The sequence below is a fragment of the Bacteroides ovatus genome, assembly GCF_001314995.1.
GTDB classification, from domain to species: Bacteria; Bacteroidota; Bacteroidia; order Bacteroidales; family Bacteroidaceae; genus Bacteroides; species Bacteroides ovatus.
The window spans coordinates 2,738,145-2,755,871 of the sequence record NZ_CP012938.1 but is presented as its reverse complement, the minus strand read 5'-3'; the positions used below and the strand labels follow the sequence as shown (position 1 = coordinate 2,755,871).

18 protein-coding genes are annotated in these 17,727 nt (G+C 40.4%); 4 read left to right on the top strand and 14 right to left on the bottom strand.

Annotated elements, in window-relative coordinates; genetic code table 11:
* Window positions 1-58 precede the first annotated feature (58 nt).
* Together Bovatus_RS10995 and aroA are read right to left on the bottom strand one after the other, a co-directional pair.
* Complete coding sequence (locus Bovatus_RS10995) at window positions 59-628, bottom strand: Crp/Fnr family transcriptional regulator (RefSeq protein WP_004299287.1); 570 nt, start codon at window positions 626-628, stop codon at window positions 59-61.
* A 12-nt stretch (window positions 629-640) separates the two neighbouring features.
* Window positions 641-1,870: a 3-phosphoshikimate 1-carboxyvinyltransferase gene (aroA, locus tag Bovatus_RS10990; protein ID WP_052587955.1), complete on the bottom strand. Its 1,230-nt coding sequence runs from the start codon at window positions 1,868-1,870 to the stop codon at window positions 641-643.
* Window positions 1,871-2,078: 208 nt separating this feature from the next.
* Here aroA and Bovatus_RS10985 point away from each other — a divergent pair, with 208 nt between their 5' ends.
* Together Bovatus_RS10985 and Bovatus_RS10980 are read left to right on the top strand one after the other, a co-directional pair.
* Window positions 2,079-3,314: an ATP-binding protein gene (locus Bovatus_RS10985; protein WP_004299291.1), complete on the top strand. Its 1,236-nt coding sequence runs from the start codon at window positions 2,079-2,081 to the stop codon at window positions 3,312-3,314.
* A 38-nt stretch (window positions 3,315-3,352) separates the two neighbouring features.
* Window positions 3,353-4,405, top strand: coding sequence for a winged helix DNA-binding domain-containing protein (locus tag Bovatus_RS10980; RefSeq protein ID WP_052587956.1), 1,053 nt, complete (start codon window positions 3,353-3,355; stop codon window positions 4,403-4,405).
* 587 nt (window positions 4,406-4,992) lie between these two features.
* On the opposite strand, the gene Bovatus_RS10975 is transcribed toward Bovatus_RS10980, so the two are convergent.
* The gene (locus Bovatus_RS10975; protein WP_004299298.1) at window positions 4,993-5,664 is read right to left on the bottom strand and encodes a DUF1349 domain-containing protein; all 672 of its coding nucleotides are present in this window, start codon (window positions 5,662-5,664) and stop codon (window positions 4,993-4,995) included.
* An 81-nt stretch (window positions 5,665-5,745) separates the two neighbouring features.
* On the opposite strand from Bovatus_RS10975, the gene Bovatus_RS10970 reads away from it, so the two are divergent.
* The gene (locus tag Bovatus_RS10970) at window positions 5,746-6,525 is read left to right on the top strand and encodes a response regulator transcription factor (RefSeq protein WP_004299300.1); all 780 of its coding nucleotides are present in this window, start codon (window positions 5,746-5,748) and stop codon (window positions 6,523-6,525) included.
* A gap of 74 nt (window positions 6,526-6,599) precedes the next feature.
* Here the strand turns inward: Bovatus_RS10970 and Bovatus_RS10965 are convergent, their stop codons facing one another.
* The gene (locus Bovatus_RS10965) at window positions 6,600-7,292 is read right to left on the bottom strand and encodes an HAD family hydrolase (protein WP_004299303.1); all 693 of its coding nucleotides are present in this window, start codon (window positions 7,290-7,292) and stop codon (window positions 6,600-6,602) included.
* Window positions 7,293-7,479: 187 nt separating this feature from the next.
* Between Bovatus_RS10965 and Bovatus_RS10955 the strand changes: the two genes are divergently transcribed.
* Entirely contained in the window at window positions 7,480-8,544 is a 1,065-nt protein-coding gene (locus Bovatus_RS10955; protein WP_004299308.1) for a DUF2027 domain-containing protein, read from the top strand.
* 65 nt (window positions 8,545-8,609) lie between these two features.
* Here the strand turns inward: Bovatus_RS10955 and Bovatus_RS10950 are convergent, their stop codons facing one another.
* The 10 genes from Bovatus_RS10950 to hemW form a co-directional block, all read right to left on the bottom strand.
* Entirely contained in the window at window positions 8,610-8,966 is a 357-nt protein-coding gene (locus Bovatus_RS10950; protein WP_004299310.1) for a hypothetical protein, read from the bottom strand.
* Window positions 8,967-9,258: 292 nt separating this feature from the next.
* Window positions 9,259-9,867, bottom strand: coding sequence for a LysO family transporter (locus tag Bovatus_RS10945; protein ID WP_004299314.1), 609 nt, complete (start codon window positions 9,865-9,867; stop codon window positions 9,259-9,261).
* The gene (locus Bovatus_RS10940; protein ID WP_004299315.1) at window positions 9,864-10,151 is read right to left on the bottom strand and encodes a LysO family transporter; all 288 of its coding nucleotides are present in this window, start codon (window positions 10,149-10,151) and stop codon (window positions 9,864-9,866) included. The genes Bovatus_RS10945 and Bovatus_RS10940 overlap by 4 nt, the downstream gene beginning before the upstream one ends.
* 2 nt (window positions 10,152-10,153) lie before the next feature.
* Window positions 10,154-10,537, bottom strand: coding sequence for a hypothetical protein (locus Bovatus_RS10935; protein ID WP_004299316.1), 384 nt, complete (start codon window positions 10,535-10,537; stop codon window positions 10,154-10,156).
* A 75-nt stretch (window positions 10,538-10,612) separates the two neighbouring features.
* Entirely contained in the window at window positions 10,613-11,611 is a 999-nt protein-coding gene (locus tag Bovatus_RS10930) for a DUF4249 domain-containing protein (RefSeq protein WP_004299317.1), read from the bottom strand.
* Between the two features lie 7 nt (window positions 11,612-11,618).
* The gene (locus Bovatus_RS10925) at window positions 11,619-14,321 is read right to left on the bottom strand and encodes a TonB-dependent receptor (RefSeq protein ID WP_004299318.1); all 2,703 of its coding nucleotides are present in this window, start codon (window positions 14,319-14,321) and stop codon (window positions 11,619-11,621) included.
* A 1-nt stretch (window position 14,322) separates the two neighbouring features.
* Entirely contained in the window at window positions 14,323-15,201 is an 879-nt protein-coding gene (locus Bovatus_RS10920) for a FecR family protein (protein WP_004299319.1), read from the bottom strand.
* A 26-nt stretch (window positions 15,202-15,227) separates the two neighbouring features.
* Window positions 15,228-15,662 (bottom strand): hypothetical protein, encoded by a 435-nt coding sequence (locus Bovatus_RS10915; protein ID WP_004299320.1) that lies wholly within the window; start codon window positions 15,660-15,662, stop codon window positions 15,228-15,230.
* Window positions 15,663-15,749: 87 nt separating this feature from the next.
* Window positions 15,750-16,304, bottom strand: coding sequence for an RNA polymerase sigma-70 factor (locus Bovatus_RS10910; RefSeq protein ID WP_004299322.1), 555 nt, complete (start codon window positions 16,302-16,304; stop codon window positions 15,750-15,752).
* 19 nt (window positions 16,305-16,323) lie between these two features.
* On the bottom strand, window positions 16,324-17,454 hold the full coding sequence (hemW, locus tag Bovatus_RS10905) for a radical SAM family heme chaperone HemW (RefSeq protein ID WP_052587947.1): 1,131 nt from the start codon (window positions 17,452-17,454) through the stop codon (window positions 16,324-16,326).
* Window positions 17,455-17,727 lie beyond the last annotated feature (273 nt).

Below are 17,727 nucleotides of genomic sequence, written 5' to 3'. Positions count from 1 at the left end.
TGTTTGCCCGCAAAAGTAAGGGTAGAGAATAAATAAACTCTTGATTGAAATCAAGAATTTATTTTTGTACGACTTTTCTTCGGATACGACTTAATGTTTCGGGACGAATCAGAAGATAGGAAGCCAGTTCTTTTAAAGTTATCAGTTTCAGTAAGTCGGGACAACGGTTGATAATTTCAAGATAGCGTTCTTCCGGTGTCAGGCTGTACATTGAAATCATCCGGTCGTAGACTTCCCACAATAACGTTTCTGCGATGCGACGTCCTAACTTTTGGTGAGCGTCGTTGGTATCGTAGAAGTCTGCCATTTGCTGATAATTGATTACGTATACCGAGCAGTCACACAAGGCTTGTATATCTACATTTGATTTATCCTGTAACTGAAAAGCCGGATAGTTGCCAACAAAAGAATGATCGAAAGTATAGCCTACAATGCTGCTCTCGCCTACACTGTTGGTGCAACAGTACCGGAAAGAACCGGAACTGACGAATCCCATTGTTTTGCATACTTCTCCTTGGCGGGAAAAGTAGTCTCCTTTCTTATAATAGGTCTGCTTCCCCTGTTGCAATACAAAATCTACAATAGGGGAGTAGTTGATGTGGGAAGTATATTTGTTGAAATCTTCCACAGCGTATGAAAATTAGCCTTCGTTTATAACCTGAAATCCGGCCTGTTTCAAATCTTCCCAATATCCGGGATATGATTTGGTAACGACTTGCGGATCGGCAATAAGTAAATTGGGATGGCGGATAATTGCCGGTGCAAATGCCATTGCCATCCGATGGTCTTCATAGGTTTCAATCACCGGAGTTTCTTCCGGTTCACATCGTTCGCCATTCCACATTAATATACTGTCATTTTCTTCCTCGATCACATATCCCAGCTTTTTAAGCTCGGCTCGCAGAGCGGCAATACGGTCAGTCTCTTTTATTTTCAGGCTTTGTAATCCGGTGAAACGGAAAGGGATATTCAGCAAGGCACAGGTAACAACGAATGTCTGTGCCAAATCCGGAATGTCGATAAAGTCTTCTTCCAGTCTTTCCGGCGCTTTGCCTGTTTTTTTCAGTTTCACACCTTGCGATGTAAATTCGGTAGTTATACCTAAGCGTGAGAAAACTTCTGCTCCCCGGCTATCTCCCTGATAACTGTTATGAAACAACCCCAATAATTCAATTTCTGCTTTGGGAGATAAGGCGGCAATCTGATACCAATAGGAAGCTGCGCTCCAGTCATTTTCCACTTTGAAAGGAATGCTCTGATAGAGTTGTGGAGCAACGGAAATGCTACTGGGAGAAGTCCATGCAGCTTTGGCTCCAAAGTCCTGCATCAGTTGCAATGTAAGATTGATATAAGGACGGGAAATTATCTCACCGCTTAAATGCAAAGTCAAACCGTCTTTGAGTGCCGGACCTATCATCAATAGAGCAGATATATATTGGGAACTGACATTTCCTTTCAGTGTTATTTCGTTTCCTTTCAATTCTGCACCTTTGATGCGGAGGGGAGGATATCCTTCATTGCGGGTATACTCTATTTCAGCTCCTAACTCACGAAGCGCATTGACTAATATCTGTATCGGGCGTTGCTGCATACGGGCTGTTCCTGTGATTGTCCGTTCCCCCGGGGTCACACTTAAATAGGCGGTAAGGAAACGCATAGCAGTGCCCGCAGCCATGATGTCAATCGTCTCTTTCTCTTCGGTGAGAGCTTTTATCATCACCTGTGTATCGTCACAATCGGACAGGTTTTCAGGAGGATAAATACCTTTGCCCAGCGCATTGATGATTAATGCACGATTACTGATACTTTTAGAAGCCGGCAACTGGATAGTTGCTGTTACTACTGAAGGAGGGATGAGTTTATAGAGCATCATTTCTATTTTCTTTGGTTTGAGATGACAAAAATAGACATAAATTGGTATATATGCAGTTATAAAGTCAGAAAAACAATAGAAAATTTAGAATGGGAAAATTACAATCGTATTTGAAGTAGAGGATAAAATCTCAAGAAATTACAATTGTATTTAAAATAAATGCTATATTTGTGATGTATTGCAATCGTATTTAAAAAGAAGTAGAATGAAAATACCTCGCATAATTAAACAAAGAAACACTTATGTTGACCGCATAAGACCTTTCATGAGGAAAACATTGGTAAAAGTGATGGTCGGTCATCGTCGTGTCGGTAAAAGCTTTATTTTGTATCAACTCATGGAGTTGATACGGAAAGAAGAGAGTGATGCGAATATTATCTATATAAATAAGGAAGATGTCAATTTCATAGATATAAAGACTTATAAAGAACTGAATGATTATATTCTTTCAAAATCGGTAGATGATAGAATGAACTATATTTTTGTCGATGAAATACAGGAAATACAAGATTTCAGGTTGGCTATCCGTTCGTTGGCATTGGATGATAATAATGATATATATGTGACAGGCAGTAATTCAGAGATATTTTCCAGTGATTTAGCGAATGAATTGGGAGGTCGGTATGTTGAATTTGTGGTTTATAGTTTGTCGTATATTGAATTTCTGGATTTCCATGAACTGGAGAATACGGATGCGTCATTGGAGAAATATATTCATTATGGAGGATTGCCTTATCTGATACATTTGCCGATGGAAGAACCTGTTGTTATGGAGTATTTGAGGAGCATTTACTCTACCATTATATTAAAAGATGTGATTCAGAGAAAGAATATAAGGAATACGGTCTTTTTGGAACAACTAGTTTCGTTCTTGGCAGGTAACATTGGCAACTTATTTTCCAGCAAGAGTATTAGTGATTTTCTGAAAAGTCAGAAAGTGGATATTTCTCCTTATGTTGTGAGTGAGTATGCGATGGCATTATCGGATGCTTTTATTGTACATAGGGTAGGAAGGTATGATATTGCCGGAAAGAAATTATTCGAAAGAGGGGAGAAGTATTATTTTGAGAATATGGGGATTCGTAATGTGATTACGGGGTACAAGCCACAGGACAGAGCGATGCGTTTGGAGAACTTGGTTTATAATCATTTGGTATATAGTGGATATGATGTAAAAATCGGGACATTGGGTACGGAAGAAATAGATTTTGTCTGTAAACGGAATGGAGAGATTCTCTATGTGCAAGTCTCTCTTGAACTTTCTAAACAGGAAACTATTGAAAGAGAATTCGGGAATTTATTGAAGATTAAAGATAATTATCCGAAAGTGGTAGTGTCCGGAGAAAAAATGTTTGAAAATACTTATGAAGGGATAGAACATATTTATATTAGAGACTTCTTGTCTTCTGTTTTGTTACATTCCATTACTCGTGTCATTTAATCAAAGAACAACTGTTTTTTCTTTTATAAATAAGTATGATGAAAATACCGAATATACGTTTACTCAACCAACAGTTATTAAGTCCTCTTTTCTTTCAACCCAAGGAACTTGTGTCCTGGATGGGAGCTATGCAGGCACAGAATTATTCCATGGTGAAATGGGCAGTAGGAATGCGTTTGAAGTCAGCAACGATTCAAACTGTGGAAAAAGCGCTCCGTGATGGTGAAATCCTGCGGACTCATGTAATGCGTCCGACATGGCATCTCGTAGCAGCAGAAGATATCCGGTGGATGTTGAAACTTTCCGCCGGGCGTATTATATCTGCTAATGAGTCTTATGCGAAGGGGCATGACTTGGAAATTTCTGAAGAGCTCTATACGAAAAGTCATAATCTGTTGGAGAAAATTCTTTGTGGGAAGAAAAGCCTGACGAGGCAGGAGATTGCCGAGCATTTTAACCGTTCGGGGATTGTAGCGGATAATCATCGTATGACCCGCTTTATGGCTCGTGCGGAGCAGGTGGGGATTGTATGTAGTGGGGAAGATAAAGGAAGTAAATGTACGTATGCGCTTTTGGAAGAGCGTGTTCCGCCGATGCCGGAATTGACCAAAGATGAATCTTTGGCTCGTTTGGCTAGAAGCTATTTTCGTAGTCATGCTCCTGCTGTTTTGCAAGATTTTGTCTGGTGGTCGGGGCTGCCTATTACAGATGCACGTCAAGCTATTTATTTGATTGATTCGGAATTAACGGCAGAAGAATGGAATGGACAGACATGGTATATTCATGAAGATTGCCGGACTCGTGGAAAAGTTACCGGCAGTTTGCATCTTCTTCCTTCTTATGATGAATATTTGCTTGGTTATAAAGACCGGACAGACGTTTTGCCTAAAGAGCATTACTCGAAAGCATTTACCAATAATGGTCTGTTTTATCCGATTGTTCTTCATGAAGGACAAGTGATAGGAAACTGGGATAAGTCTGTTAAAAAGAGAGGCTCATTGATAGAACATTCATGGTTCCGGTTGGGTGATTGTGTCGATGAAGGTGCGTTGGATCGTGAGAAAGATAAGTATATACGGTTTTGGCGATAATATATGAAAAAACGTATATTTTATCGTTGTATAATTCTATATATGCAGGATATATTTAGGCATGAGTTGAAAATGAGACGGATTTGCTGTTTTCGAATTTAGAAAAGAAATAAATCGATTGTGTTTTGGAATAATTTGTTTTAGTCTGCGTCTTTTATAGAATAGATGTATAGAACTTGCCTTTGTTTTGTCTCAAATTGATATGTGGAGTGTTGGCTGTTTCAGGTGTAGGTTAGCTCTGGGATAGCACTTAAAATAAAGTTTTATATGCTCCTTTTAAAGGAATAAAGTGTTTCTCACCGATCAATGAATCGTTCCTTTAAAAGGAACTGGTTACTCCTTTTAAAGAAACGATTGTCAATAAGTTTATTATAGTGTATCTTTTGACTGTTTTTATGTAAAAAACTCCTCGGGAACTGTATATTCTTGCATTATTTTATACAACAGAACTGCTGGAAGAGGAAATCCGTGTGATGCTATTTATACTCATCATATTAAAAATAGAACATTTAAAGTAAGATATACTACCATATTTATATTATAAAGAGCTTTCTCTCTATTTAAATAAATAGCATCAGGACTGATTTTTATTTGTTTATTTGCCTTTTTGCCCATTCCAGTCTTCGTTGATCGGCTAATGGAGTCACTTTAAATTCTTCGAATGTAGCGGTGAACCCTTTCCCGTCCGGACAAGCTCCCATTAATCCTACCATGACAGGACAATTATCTTGTAACCAACAAGTGCGCATCATAATATATTCTTTATCATCACGTGAGAAAAATATTTCTACTGCATCCAGGCGACGGACTGCTTTTATCCATATAGAGCGGGGAGCATCCGGCAATTGTACTACACTCCAGTCACTAGTCCGATGCGTAACCACGGCACTTACATTCTGTTTGCCATCAACGTATTCCACACCTGCTTTTATCCAGTTCTCATGGTCGATGCGCAGCATTAATCCCATTTGGTCAAAGGTGGTGACATAGTTGCCGGTTATCTTTACTTTGGCTTCAAATTCTCCACCATAAGTCGCATAATAGAAAGGTCCGTCGTCCACTGTGAATCCATAATGAGAAATCCTCCAAAAGTCTGTTTTTGCAGGAACATCCATCACTAAGGTTTTGCCATCTTTTATTTCCCACTGTTGAGGCTCGTTCAGCCAGTTCATCTTATTCAAACTTTGTGCCATAGAAGAAGTTGCTACTGCCATAAAGGCTATTGACATGATTTTGATTTTTAAATGTTTCATGATCATTTCTTATTTGATTATCTTTGTGGTGCAAAGATAGCTCATACCTCCGTGTGCAACAATACTGAATAATAACCATTTTATAAGATGGATGTATTACAAAAGGAAATAGATGAAGTTTATGCGACACAACTGATAGCCGATGAAATATTGGACAATGGAGTTGTAGAGCAACATCAACGCTTTATTCATTCATTGACGGAGATTAATGGTGGATGTGCTGTTATTTCAGATCTTTCGAATAGGAAAAGTTACATTGCCGTTCATCCTTGGGCGCATTTTCTAGGCTTAACTCCCGAAGAAGCTGCTTTGAGTGTGATTGATTCTATGGATGAAGATTGTATTTATCGGCGTATTCATCCTGAAGACTTGGTAGAAAAGCGGTTATTGGAGTATCAGTTTTTTCAGAAGACCTTTTCGATGTCTTCCGAAGAACGGTTGAAGTACCGGGGAAGATGCAGAATACGTATGATGAATGAGAAAGGAGTCTATCAGTATATTGATAATTTAGTGCAGATTATGGAAAATACTCCTTCCGGAAGTGTATGGTTGATTTTTTGTCTTTATACCTTGTCTGCAGATCAACGAACGGAGCAGGGGATATGTCCCACTATTACTCATATGGAACGTGGAGAAGTCGAAACCCTCTTTCTTTCGGAAGAACATCGCAATATCCTATCCGAACGCGAAAAGGAAATACTTCGCTGTATACGTAAAGGACTATCTAGTAAAGAAATAGCAGCTGCCCTTTATATTAGTGTGAATACAGTCAATCGACACCGGCAGAATATTTTGGAGAAACTCTCTGTCGGTAATTCGATAGAAGCGTGTCGGGCTGCTGAATTGATGAAACTGTTGGATTTGTAATCCAATAAGATGGCATTATTTACTGATTTCTTTCTTCAGATTCGAAGCTTATCTGAAGAAAGAACAGAACTTATTTAAAACCAAAGCAGCAACTCATCAAATCTTTTCACCTGTTTCAGATGGTCATGTGTGAATGTGTCTACTACTTCATGTTTCCACATCACTTCAAAAGGAATATGTATGCCATATCCTCCCAGCGATAGAACAGGTTGAATGTCCGATTTCAGAGAATTGCCAATCATGACAAATTCGGAAGGAGCAATCTGTAAGATATTCAACATTCGTTGATATTCTTTCTCTGTTTTATCGGACATCACTTCAATGTGATCGAAATAAGAGGCTAATCCGGAACGTCCCAGCTTATTCTCCTGATCGAGCAAATCTCCTTTAGTGGCAACTACTAATTTGTATTTTCCTTTCTCTTTCAATACTTTAAGCGTTTCTTTTACTCCCGGCAATAGTTCAATTGGCATTTTCAGTAATGATTTGCCTAATTCAATAATATGTTGGATGTCTGTTCCTGAAATCTTTTGTCCACTCACATGCAAAGCTGTCTCTACCATAGAAATGGTGAAAGCTTTGGCTCCATATCCGAGATATTTCAGATTATTCATTTCTGTTTGAAATAAAGCGGCTGAAATATCTTCAGAAGTGCCATAAGGCTTTAATAGGTCTGTATATTGTTTCTCTATTTCCTGGAAAAAAGGTTCATTGCTCCACAAGGTATCGTCTGCATCAAAAGCAATGACTTTAATAAGTTCTTTCATCGGTTTTCGTCGTTAATGGTGAATTTTAGATTATATGTTTGGTATTTCGTCGGGTGCAAAGTTACAATAAAAAGAGGAATAAAGGCAGACGGTTTGTTTTTAGAACCGAATCTCCATTTAATTTCATAGAAATCTCTATCTTTGTTACTCGTTTTTTTGAGTTTGAATTTTAATTGGATATACAATAATGAAAATAGGAGATAAAGTACGCTTTCTTAGTGAGGTAGGCGGTGGAATCGTAACTGGATTCCAGGGAAAGGATTTTGTGTTGGTAGAAGATGCAGATGGGTTTGATATTCCAATGCCGATACGCGAGTGTGTCGTGATTGAAACAGATGACTATAATATGAGGCGTAAACCGACTTCTTCTGCTCCGAAACAAGAGGGACCTGCTAAACCGGTAAAACCGGAGATGCCCGTCATTCAACGCCAGCCGGAAGTGAAGGGGGGAGATACGCTGAATGTATTTCTGGCTTATGTGCCTGAAGATGCAAAGGCTATGATGACTACTCCTTTCGAGACTTATTTGGTAAATGATAGCAATTATTATTTGTATTACACTTATTTGAGTGCAGAAGGAAAAGCCTGGAAGAACCGTTCGCACGGGTTGGTGGAACCTAATACGAAATTGCTGTTAGAGGAGTTTACAAAAGATGTACTGAATGATATGGAGCGGGTGGCCGTTCAGTTGATTGCTTTCAAAGATGGTAAGCCTGCGGCTATCAAACCGGCTGTCAGTGTGGAAATACGGATTGATACCGTGAAGTTCTATAAACTTCATACCTTTAGCGATTCTGATTTCTTCGAAGAACCGGCGTTGATTTATGACATTGTGAAAGATGATATGCCTACCAAGCAAGTATATGTTTCGGCAGAAGAACTTCAAGAGGCTTTGCTGCAGAAGAAATCTGTAGATAAGCCCAGATCACAACCTATTGTGAAACCGAATCATGCTCATGGTGGAAAGAGTGAGATTGTTGAAATAGATCTTCATATCGACTCTCTACTGGATGATACTCAAGGAATGGGTAATGCTGAAATACTGAACTATCAATTGGATAAGTTTCGCGAAGTGATGGAAGTCTATAAGAACAAACGTGAGCAGAAGATTGTCTTTATTCACGGCAAAGGAGATGGTGTGCTTCGGAAAGCTATCGTTGATGAATTGAAACGGAAATATAGTAATTGCCGTTATCAGGATGCTTCTTTCCAGGAATATGGATTTGGAGCTACGATGGTGACTATTAAATAATGGGATAAAAAAAGTGGAAGCCCAAACTGGCTTCCACCCTCTCTCTCTTTTGCATATTACTCATTTTACTTATTCAGTTCAATACCTTTATTCTGTAAAGTGATGTTCATCAATGCGGCATACTTGGCATACTGTTCAGCACTAAGAGTCTTTCTCATCAGCTTCAAGTTACCATAAACAGCGTTACGCAATTTAGCTTCTTTATCTTTCTTTGCTGTTGTGGCTCTTGACATCTGTTCGGAGAAATAATCGCAGATGTTTGCAACCTCTTCACTCTGAACTGAATTCAAGTTCAAATATTTACCTAATTTACTAACATTGATGTTACCTTCCCATTTTGCAGTTGTAGGTTGATTTCCGGCTGCAAATGTTGTAGCAGCAAGGCAGAGCGCTGCCACTAATGTTAATCCTAAACGTTTCATAATACCTACTTTTTTAATTGTTATACCTAAAAACTATTCCTAAAAACAAATCTAATACCTATTGAAAATTAGTCTAAGCGCTTAGTTTTTTCTTTTTACCTATGCAAATATAAGAATATGTTTTATAGCATAAAAATAAAGAAAAGGAAAAGATTCTATTTAGCCTCATTTCTTGATGTAAGTCAAGAGATGATATGCTTTTTGATACAAAAACGGTTCTTTATGAAACATATTTGTAATACGTGTGCGAAAACGATAGTGAAAATAATCTGCTTTTTAGGATTTATTCCTATTAAAATGATATTGAGCAAAGGAACGTGACTAGGAAAGGAACACTGAAATCAACAACAAAACCATGGAAAATGGAAATGATTACAAATTCTTTTCCCGAATATCGGGTAATAATAGGAAGAGTGGTATCCATTGTAGTGGCTCCACCAACAGAAATAGGGGCTAGCTTTCCGAAATACTTCACTAATAATGGCGCACACAGCAAAGCGATGATTTCACGCATGATATTGGAAAGTAACGCAATAGTTCCCAATTCGGGACCTTTGTATTCGGTAATGAAAATGCTGGAAAGTGAATAATAGCCAAATCCGGCTCCGACTGCCATACAGTCTAAAGGACCTCGTTGGCTCATAAAGGCTCCTGCTACGGCGCAACCTGCTAATGTGCCAATGATCGTCATGATGGGAAGGAATACAAGCCGCGGATTCAGGGAGCGAAAACTCTTCAAAGTATTCGGATCGTTGCCGATACTGATGCCTACGCAGAACATGAGTCCGCAGAGGGCATAGTAACTGAGCTTGCTGTCGGTGAAGTCGTATGGAATAAGATGATAAACTCCACAAAGAGTACCGATAATGAAGAAAGAGATGATAATCAAACTACCTTTCATGCTTTTGTCTCCTTTCCTCCATTCCATTTATATAATAGGTACCATAATCCCCAGGCGCATAACGTACTTCCTGCAACGGCAGCTACCGTGATGATAATAGCTTCCAGTCCGAGAGTATGCAAACCTTTGATAATAGATTCGTTACCTCCTACATCTATTCCGAGAAGAAAGAGGAGAATCCATATAAGAAGAGTAATTATCCTGTGTATCCATGATAGTCTTTTACTGCGCAACAAGTAGCCAAGAAGCATGCCTGTCAGCATAATTCCAATAATGATAAACATAGTTAGTGTCTGCTTTTTGGCTGCAAAGATAGTATTAAATGTATATCCCGACTAATCTCCTCCACGATTTCTTTCGTAGCCATTGACAAACATTCGGTCATATCATCCAGGCAAGCGGCATTGGCGGATGGTGAATCTTCGAATCTTTGCGCTTTGGTAGTTTGCTGATATTCTGTAGAGTAGGTTTTATCAAGCAGGCAATCTTCCTTTTGAGTGAGGCGGATAGAAATGGCAAGACTGGAAGCTGCCGGGCGAATTTTGTTATTGACAACCTCCAACATTTCTCCCTCAAACCAAGGGATACTTGACTGGTTGAGTTTGATTCTGGCACACGTCTCATTCTTTCTGATTTTTACTTCCAGCCGATAGGCGGAATCGGGAATCATTTTTCCTTTCTGATTATCTATCAGATGACAGCAGGTGCTACTGTTACATTCGGTAAGCAGTGCCTCCGTCAGAAATCATATCCATGGCTTTTCTATATGAATGATTTTGCTTGTCTCCGTACTGATCCCGACAATCCCGACCCCTCCGTGCACATTGCCGGGATATTTGATTGGTTCGTTTATTGTCTCATCATAAGCGTCGGAATCTGCCAGGTTGAGTGCTTTCAGATAGTAATATTCGGTTTCTGTAATGCTTAACAGACGCACAATAATATCCATCTTTACATTCGTTCCATATTTGGAAAGCCCCTCAACATTTGTCTGGTTGTAAACTGTCATGGTATAAGATGTATTTTTGAATCGTGAGTCGTCAAACACCCCATATATATTCTTTACAGTGTCGAACATGCCATTATCTTCGTCATCGCTGTTGGTAGGCTGTCCGTCCGTCAACACAACATCTTCGCGAGATATAAAATGATAACGGTGTGTGGTTTGAGTGACATATTCGCCTATTTCATTATTATAGTCTTTCACTGTCATTTGCTTATCCATGATAAGTCGATAGAAATTATTTTCGTTGGGGCGATCTTTGATGTTGATTTTATATCGGAGATAATTCTGTGTATAATAATACTGTGTCAGTGGAACAGTGACCGTATCGATATCAGTTATTTCGTGGGGACGCTGTGGAACGGTAACTTCAGCCCATGCGTGATACTGTCCGTCGTCAGTGAGAGCGTCGATACGTACTACATCTCCGGGAGAGAACTTGCCGGAAATGTTGAAGCGGCATTGCATATCTCCTTCCGCCTGGGGTGGGAGCGGACGTAAACTTTCTGACAACTGTCCGTTAACACGTACTTCCACGGTGGCTTTTTCTGCATGAGTGGCGTATCCTCTTCCCGTGAAATTGAGGTAAAGAACATTGGTCAGACTATCTGCATTGATTAGTGCGTTCATCACTAGTTTGGGGGGATTGTCCTTTACACTAAACGGGAGTTCGTTTTCGCAAGATACTGTTGTCAGTAATGCTATTAACAGGATAAATGGATAATATATACGAGTTCTCATAATGGGTTTAGAATCTATAAGTGTAAGTGAATGATGGAATTAATGGAAGTATAGTATACTTCTTGATAATCGGTTTGTAGGGATCGTTTTTGCTGGTGCTGCGATATACGAAGGTAGGATTCATCGCATTATATGCATTATACAGACTGATATTCCAGGTACGCATACCATGTTTGGTCTTTTTGTTGAAATTGACTCCCACATTCAACCGGTGACTGGCTGGTAACCGGTAATTATTACGATGCTCCACATACGAAGCTTCTCCGATGGTGGGTGAAGTTATGCCTGAATCAAAATAATCTCCATATCCATATCCTCCTCCAAATCCGTTGTTTGTGCCATCGCTAGGACGGATGACAGCGGTTTTCTCTTCAGGGATTGTACTTGTTCCACCTGTATAAAACACCCAGGAAGCACCGATGTCGATACGTTCGTTGAACTTATGGTTGATTGTCAGGTTGATATTGTGTCTTCGGTCATATTTATATGGAAACCGTTCACCGTTGTTGATACCGCCTTTGGCAAACTGACGATCACTTTTGGACAAAGTGTAGGACAGCCATCCCGTCGTTCTTCCAAGTGTCTTCTGTGCCATAAACTCAATACCTGCCGAACGTCCCTTGCCCATTTCCACTTTATTTTCCCAACCGGCAGAAGAACCGAAGAAGCTGACTCCCTCCTTATACTCCAATACATTATACATATCTTTATAATAGCCTTCTACCGAGAATTCCCATCCCTCGATTCCCGTATAGTATCCGCCTAATGAATATTGGTGAGAGCGCATCGGTTTGATTTTTTTAGTCACGGGAACCCATAAGTCCGTAGGCATTGCGATTGGCATGGATGATAACAGATGTACGTATTGGCTCATTTGTGTATAAGAGGCTTTCAGAGTTACGTCTTTCCCTAGTTGATAACGGGCGGAAACTCGTGGCTGCAAAGAAAAATAACTCTGCTTCTGTACCTGAAACAAGGAGAAGTGTAATCCGAGATTCAGACGCAGACGGTCATTTACCTTGATGTTGTCTTCCAGATAAGCCGATAGCTCATGCCCGTAAATCCGGCTGTTGGCGATGCTGTGGTAAGTGGTGTCGCGATCTACTTTGTCTCCTGTTTTCTCGGAGATTTTGGATGTCATGACCTCCGGACGAAACCGATGATAGATATATCCTGTACCAAATTTAATGTGGTGTGTGGGAGACGGGTTATAATCGAAATCAATCTGATAGCTCCAGTCATTGATCCCAGAACGATAATCGGCTGAATATCGGTTGATTATCGAAGCTCCCATACTGTTAGCATATTTATTGTTGTTGTATGAGTTGACGTCGAATAAATAGTTGTTGTAAGAGACGGTTGTGTTGCTGAACAGACGGTTGTTGAATATATAGTTCCATCTGGCGGAAACAATGGTATTTCCCCAATTCATTGTGCTTCCATCCTTGGAGTCGGTATCTCCATCATAATTGGCGGCAAAATGATCTTTTCCATTGTAAACGCTTAGATAGATACGGCTCCGGTCGGAGAATTTATGATTGATTTTGGCATTGATGTCATAAAAGTAATAACCATATTCTTCATCATTCGGCATAAATGGCTTGGCGATGAGATCGACATACGAACGTCTGGCGGAAATGTTGAAAGAGGTTTTTCCTTTCACAATCGGGCCTTCCAGATTGATTTTGCTGGTTAGTAATCCGATACTAAGCGTACCGTGGTATTTCTGCATGTCTCCGTCATTGGTGCGGACATCAATGACGGAAGAAAGACGTCCGCCGAAACGTGCCGGAAAGGAGCTTTTGAATAGTGTTACCTTTTTGACGGCCTCCGGAGTAAAAACCGAAAAGAATCCGAACATGTGGTCTACGTTGTATACAGGAGTTCCATCCAGTAGAATAAGATTCTGGTCCGGACTGCCGCCGCGTATATACAGTCCGGCTGAACCGTCTACTCCTGCCTGTACGCCAGGCATCAGCTGGATGGCTTTCATGACATCTGCTTCTCCCAGTATGCTCGGCGTATTTTTAATCTGTGTCATCGGAATTTCGATAGAGCCCATCTGGGTAGCTACGGTGCCCGTTTCAGTTTTATCGGAAACGATCACTACCTCTTGCAACTGCGTGTTTCCCTGCATACGGATATTCAGCAATGTATCTTGTGAGAGCGTAAAATGATGCGCTTCTGTGGCATAACCCAGATAGGAGAAACGCAGTTCGGTTTCTCCTTCGGGCAAAGTGATGCTGTAAAAACCGTAAGGATTGGTGGTTGTTCCTTGATTCTGATGACTCTCAATGATATTGGTTCCAATCAACGTCTCGGAAGACGTTCCATCCGTGACATATCCGCTGATAGTGAACTTACGGCCTACGGTTTTTGATTCTTTTTTCTTTTGCAGTAGAATATGGCGGCCGGTGAACTGATAACTGATCTGCTCATTCTTGAATACGAGGTCAAGTATTTCACGCAATGGTTTATCCTTTACCTGCAAATTGATTTTATGTTTGATGATAATTTCCTCGCCATAGATAAAAGAATATCCGGTTGAGTTTTCAATCCGCTTGACGAATTCTTTTAGTGTGGCGTTTCGTAGTGTCAGCGAAAGCCGGGCCTCCGCATTTTGTGCATATATTTGAGTGGTGATAAGGAGTGCCACCCCTATCAGAACAATGGTTCTGACAGGGAAGCGACCTTGGAATATTATATTCATCTTAGTCTGGTTTAGCAGTGATAATAATCTGTTTATTGTTTTGTGAGTAGTTGAAATAACCGGCATTATGTAATACAGATAAAATAGTTGCCAGATCTTCTCCATCGCGGAATCGTGCTGTGATCCGGTAATTTTGCAAAGTTGTATCGGCTATCTGGATCGTCGCTCCGAATGAGTTGGACAGTTCGCGGGCAATCTCTTGTAAAGGCAGGTCGTCGAATATAAACTCTCCTTGTCGCCAGGAAATTTCATCTTCTGCATTCTTTAAAACCTTGCGGGTGAGTTTTTCTTCTACCTTATTATATATAGCAATCTCGTTAGGCTTCAAAACCATACGAACAGATTTACTTTTATTGCTGACTGCTACCGAGCCGGACAATAACGTTGTCTTTATATCCGGATTGTCATGATATGCATCTACATTGAAATGGGTTCCCAGCACCTGAACGTCAATCGTTTCAGTCTGCACGATAAACGGATGCTTTGGGTCCTTGCTTACTTCAAAATAGGCTTCTCCATTTAGCTCCACTTCCCGTTTGTCCGATTGGAACTTTTCCGGATAAGAAAGCGAAGAATAATGGTTGAGCGTGACGGAACTACCATCAGGGAGGCGGACAGAACGTGTCTCTGCCAGAGTGGAAATCGTTTGTATTGCAGCAGGTTGCATATATAAATAAGCTGTCCATACCGATAGGCAAAGTAGAACTACTGCCGCTGCTGCCGAGAAGGTGCGTATCAAAGTCAGATGCCGGGTATGCGACTTCAGTCTTTTTTCTAGTTCCGGGTAACTGGCTGCTGCTGAAAAACGCCCTCGCGGTGAACGCGTGGAAGCAATGAGCTGATTCAGTATTTCTTCTAATTCCGTATCGGTGTGTTTCATATTTTTTCTGTATTACTCTTGATCCATTATTTTCGTTTCAACAGAATGGTCAGTTTGCTGATTCCTCCTTCTTTCCATTGGGGAGTGCAGGATAAAGTGACATTCTGTTTATTCAATACCATCTGTTTGGGATAGATTTTAATGATAGTCGTAGCCGACTTCTTACCCGCTTTGATGATTACTTTCTTTTCCGTCAGTTGTATGACTGCTGCTTGCCCTGTTACCGGAGGAGGTGCGGCAAGTACTACCGTCCGGTCTTCTTTCGCTTTCTCCATCGCCACAATTTTAATTTCCAATTCACACTCTGATTTGTTTCCTTCACATTCTACTGTTTCCTTCGAATGTTCGAACCCTGCATAGTCTTTGGGCAAATTGTCGTTGTCATTGTTGCATGAGAACAGGCACAGGCAAGTTGATAGAAGAACAAGGATTCCAATGTTTGCGTCATTTAGCTTTTTCATTTTTCTGTCTTTTTTAGTGATTGATTTATTTGTTGATAAAGACCGGAGGTTGACAGAAACTCCCTACGCTCTTTTTCTAAATAATTGTTAATCTATTTCTGCCCGGCAAATCATCTCTTTGAGTCGTGTGATTGCTTTCTGAAGTTGTGCGTCCACTGTATTCATGCTGATACCTAATTCTTCCGCTACTTGTGTATAACTTTGTTTTTCTTCGCGGATGCGAATGAATACTTCCCTACAACGTTCCGGAAGCCGGTCGAGTGCCTTTACGTAAAGAGCAAATAATTCTTCACTGATGAGTGATTCTTCCGGTGAATAGCTCTGTTCCTGTGGCTCCGGCAGAGAATCGGGATGAATGTAAGTGTGTTTTGATTCTTTTTCCAGATAATTGAGCGAAGCATTCTTGACGAGAATGAAACAATAATCTTCAATGTTTCTCACATCAAGTAAATTGCTACGCTGTTTCCATAGTTTCAGAAATACGTCGAGAACGATTTCCTGCGACCATTCTTCCTGCTTCACATAGTAGTAGGCTATGCGGAAGAGGCGATCGTAAGTCATGTTGTAAAAGTCCCGGAAAGCAGTTTGCGAATCCAGTTCTTTCATTTGCCGCAATAACTTTCTAACTTCTGATTCGGTCATCGGCTTGCTGTTTGTTTTGTTAATCTACCCAAAGTAAATCACTCATTATACTGTCAGAAATAAAAATACCTTCACGCGTTAGGCGCAAAGCTCCGTTGTATTCCTCCAGTTTACCATTTTTCAGATAAGGTGCAGCCATTTTTTGACAATACTTCCACATTTCATTGCCGAACATCTGTTTCAGTTTCTCTATAGGTGTTCCCCATACGGTACGGATGGTAGTGATAATAAACTCGTTGTAGCGGATGGTTGGGTTCAGATACTCTGTCTCGAAAGCACGGCAGCCTTCTTCTATACCTTTTATATAAGTGTCGATTGAAGACACATTCCATTCCCGTGTCATTCCGTCAAAAGAATGTGCTGATGGTCCGCATCCCAGATAAGCTATTCCTTTCCAATAGGAAGTGTTGTGGTGGGAATATTTTCCGGGGCGGCAGAAATTGGAAATTTCATAGTGTTCAAATCCTGCTTTCTGCAAATGCTCTATCAGTAATGTGAAAAATTCTAAACTGGAGTCTTCGTCTACCTCGGATATTTGGTGCTGTTTTAACATATTATATATAGGTGTATCTTCCTCATAAATCAAGTGATAGGCGGAGATATGTTCTACATTCAGACTGATAGCTTGACGGAGATCGTTTTCCCATCGTTCTTTTGTTTCTCCGGGCAATCCGTAAATTAGGTCGATACTGATGTTCTGGAAATCGGCTTTCCGGCATCTGTCAATTGCTTCGATGGCTGTACGGGCATTGTGGCGGCGTCTCAATAGTTTGAGCGTAGCGTCATCAAAAGTCTGTATTCCCATGCTGAGGCGGTTGAAAGGAAGTGAGGAAAGCATTTCCAGATATTCCTGCGATAAATCATCCGGATTAGCTTCCAGAGTGATTTCCTGACAATGATTCAATCCGTAGTGCTCGCGGATGGTATCAAATATTTGTTCAAAATCCTCTTTTTCCAGTTGAGACGGGGTTCCGCCACCGAAATAAATAGTTTCTATATCTTCTCCTTTCAGGTATTCTTTACGCATCGTCAACTCCCGGCAGAGAGCCTGTACATAACGGGGTTTGAGTTCGCTGCGAGTGGTTGAGTAGAAGTCGCAGTAGATGCAGCGCGTTTTGCAAAAAGGAATATGAAGATAGATACCTGCCATAGCTATGCTGTTTGGGTTTGTGGGTGTAAAAGTAAGACTATTATTAGATATATCAAAAAAGCAGTTGACGGAAATTATTTATAGTGGGGTAGGAATACGCTAAATAGATAATTCCCCATCGATTAGTAGAAGATAATTTCCTGCAATGCTGAATTTAAGATCTTTTCTTTTATAAATAAGATTCGAACTTGTAGCCGGGTTTTCGTTTGACTTAAGTCAAACGATAGAATGACTTAAGTTAAACTATCGCTTGACTTAAGTCAAACGAAAACT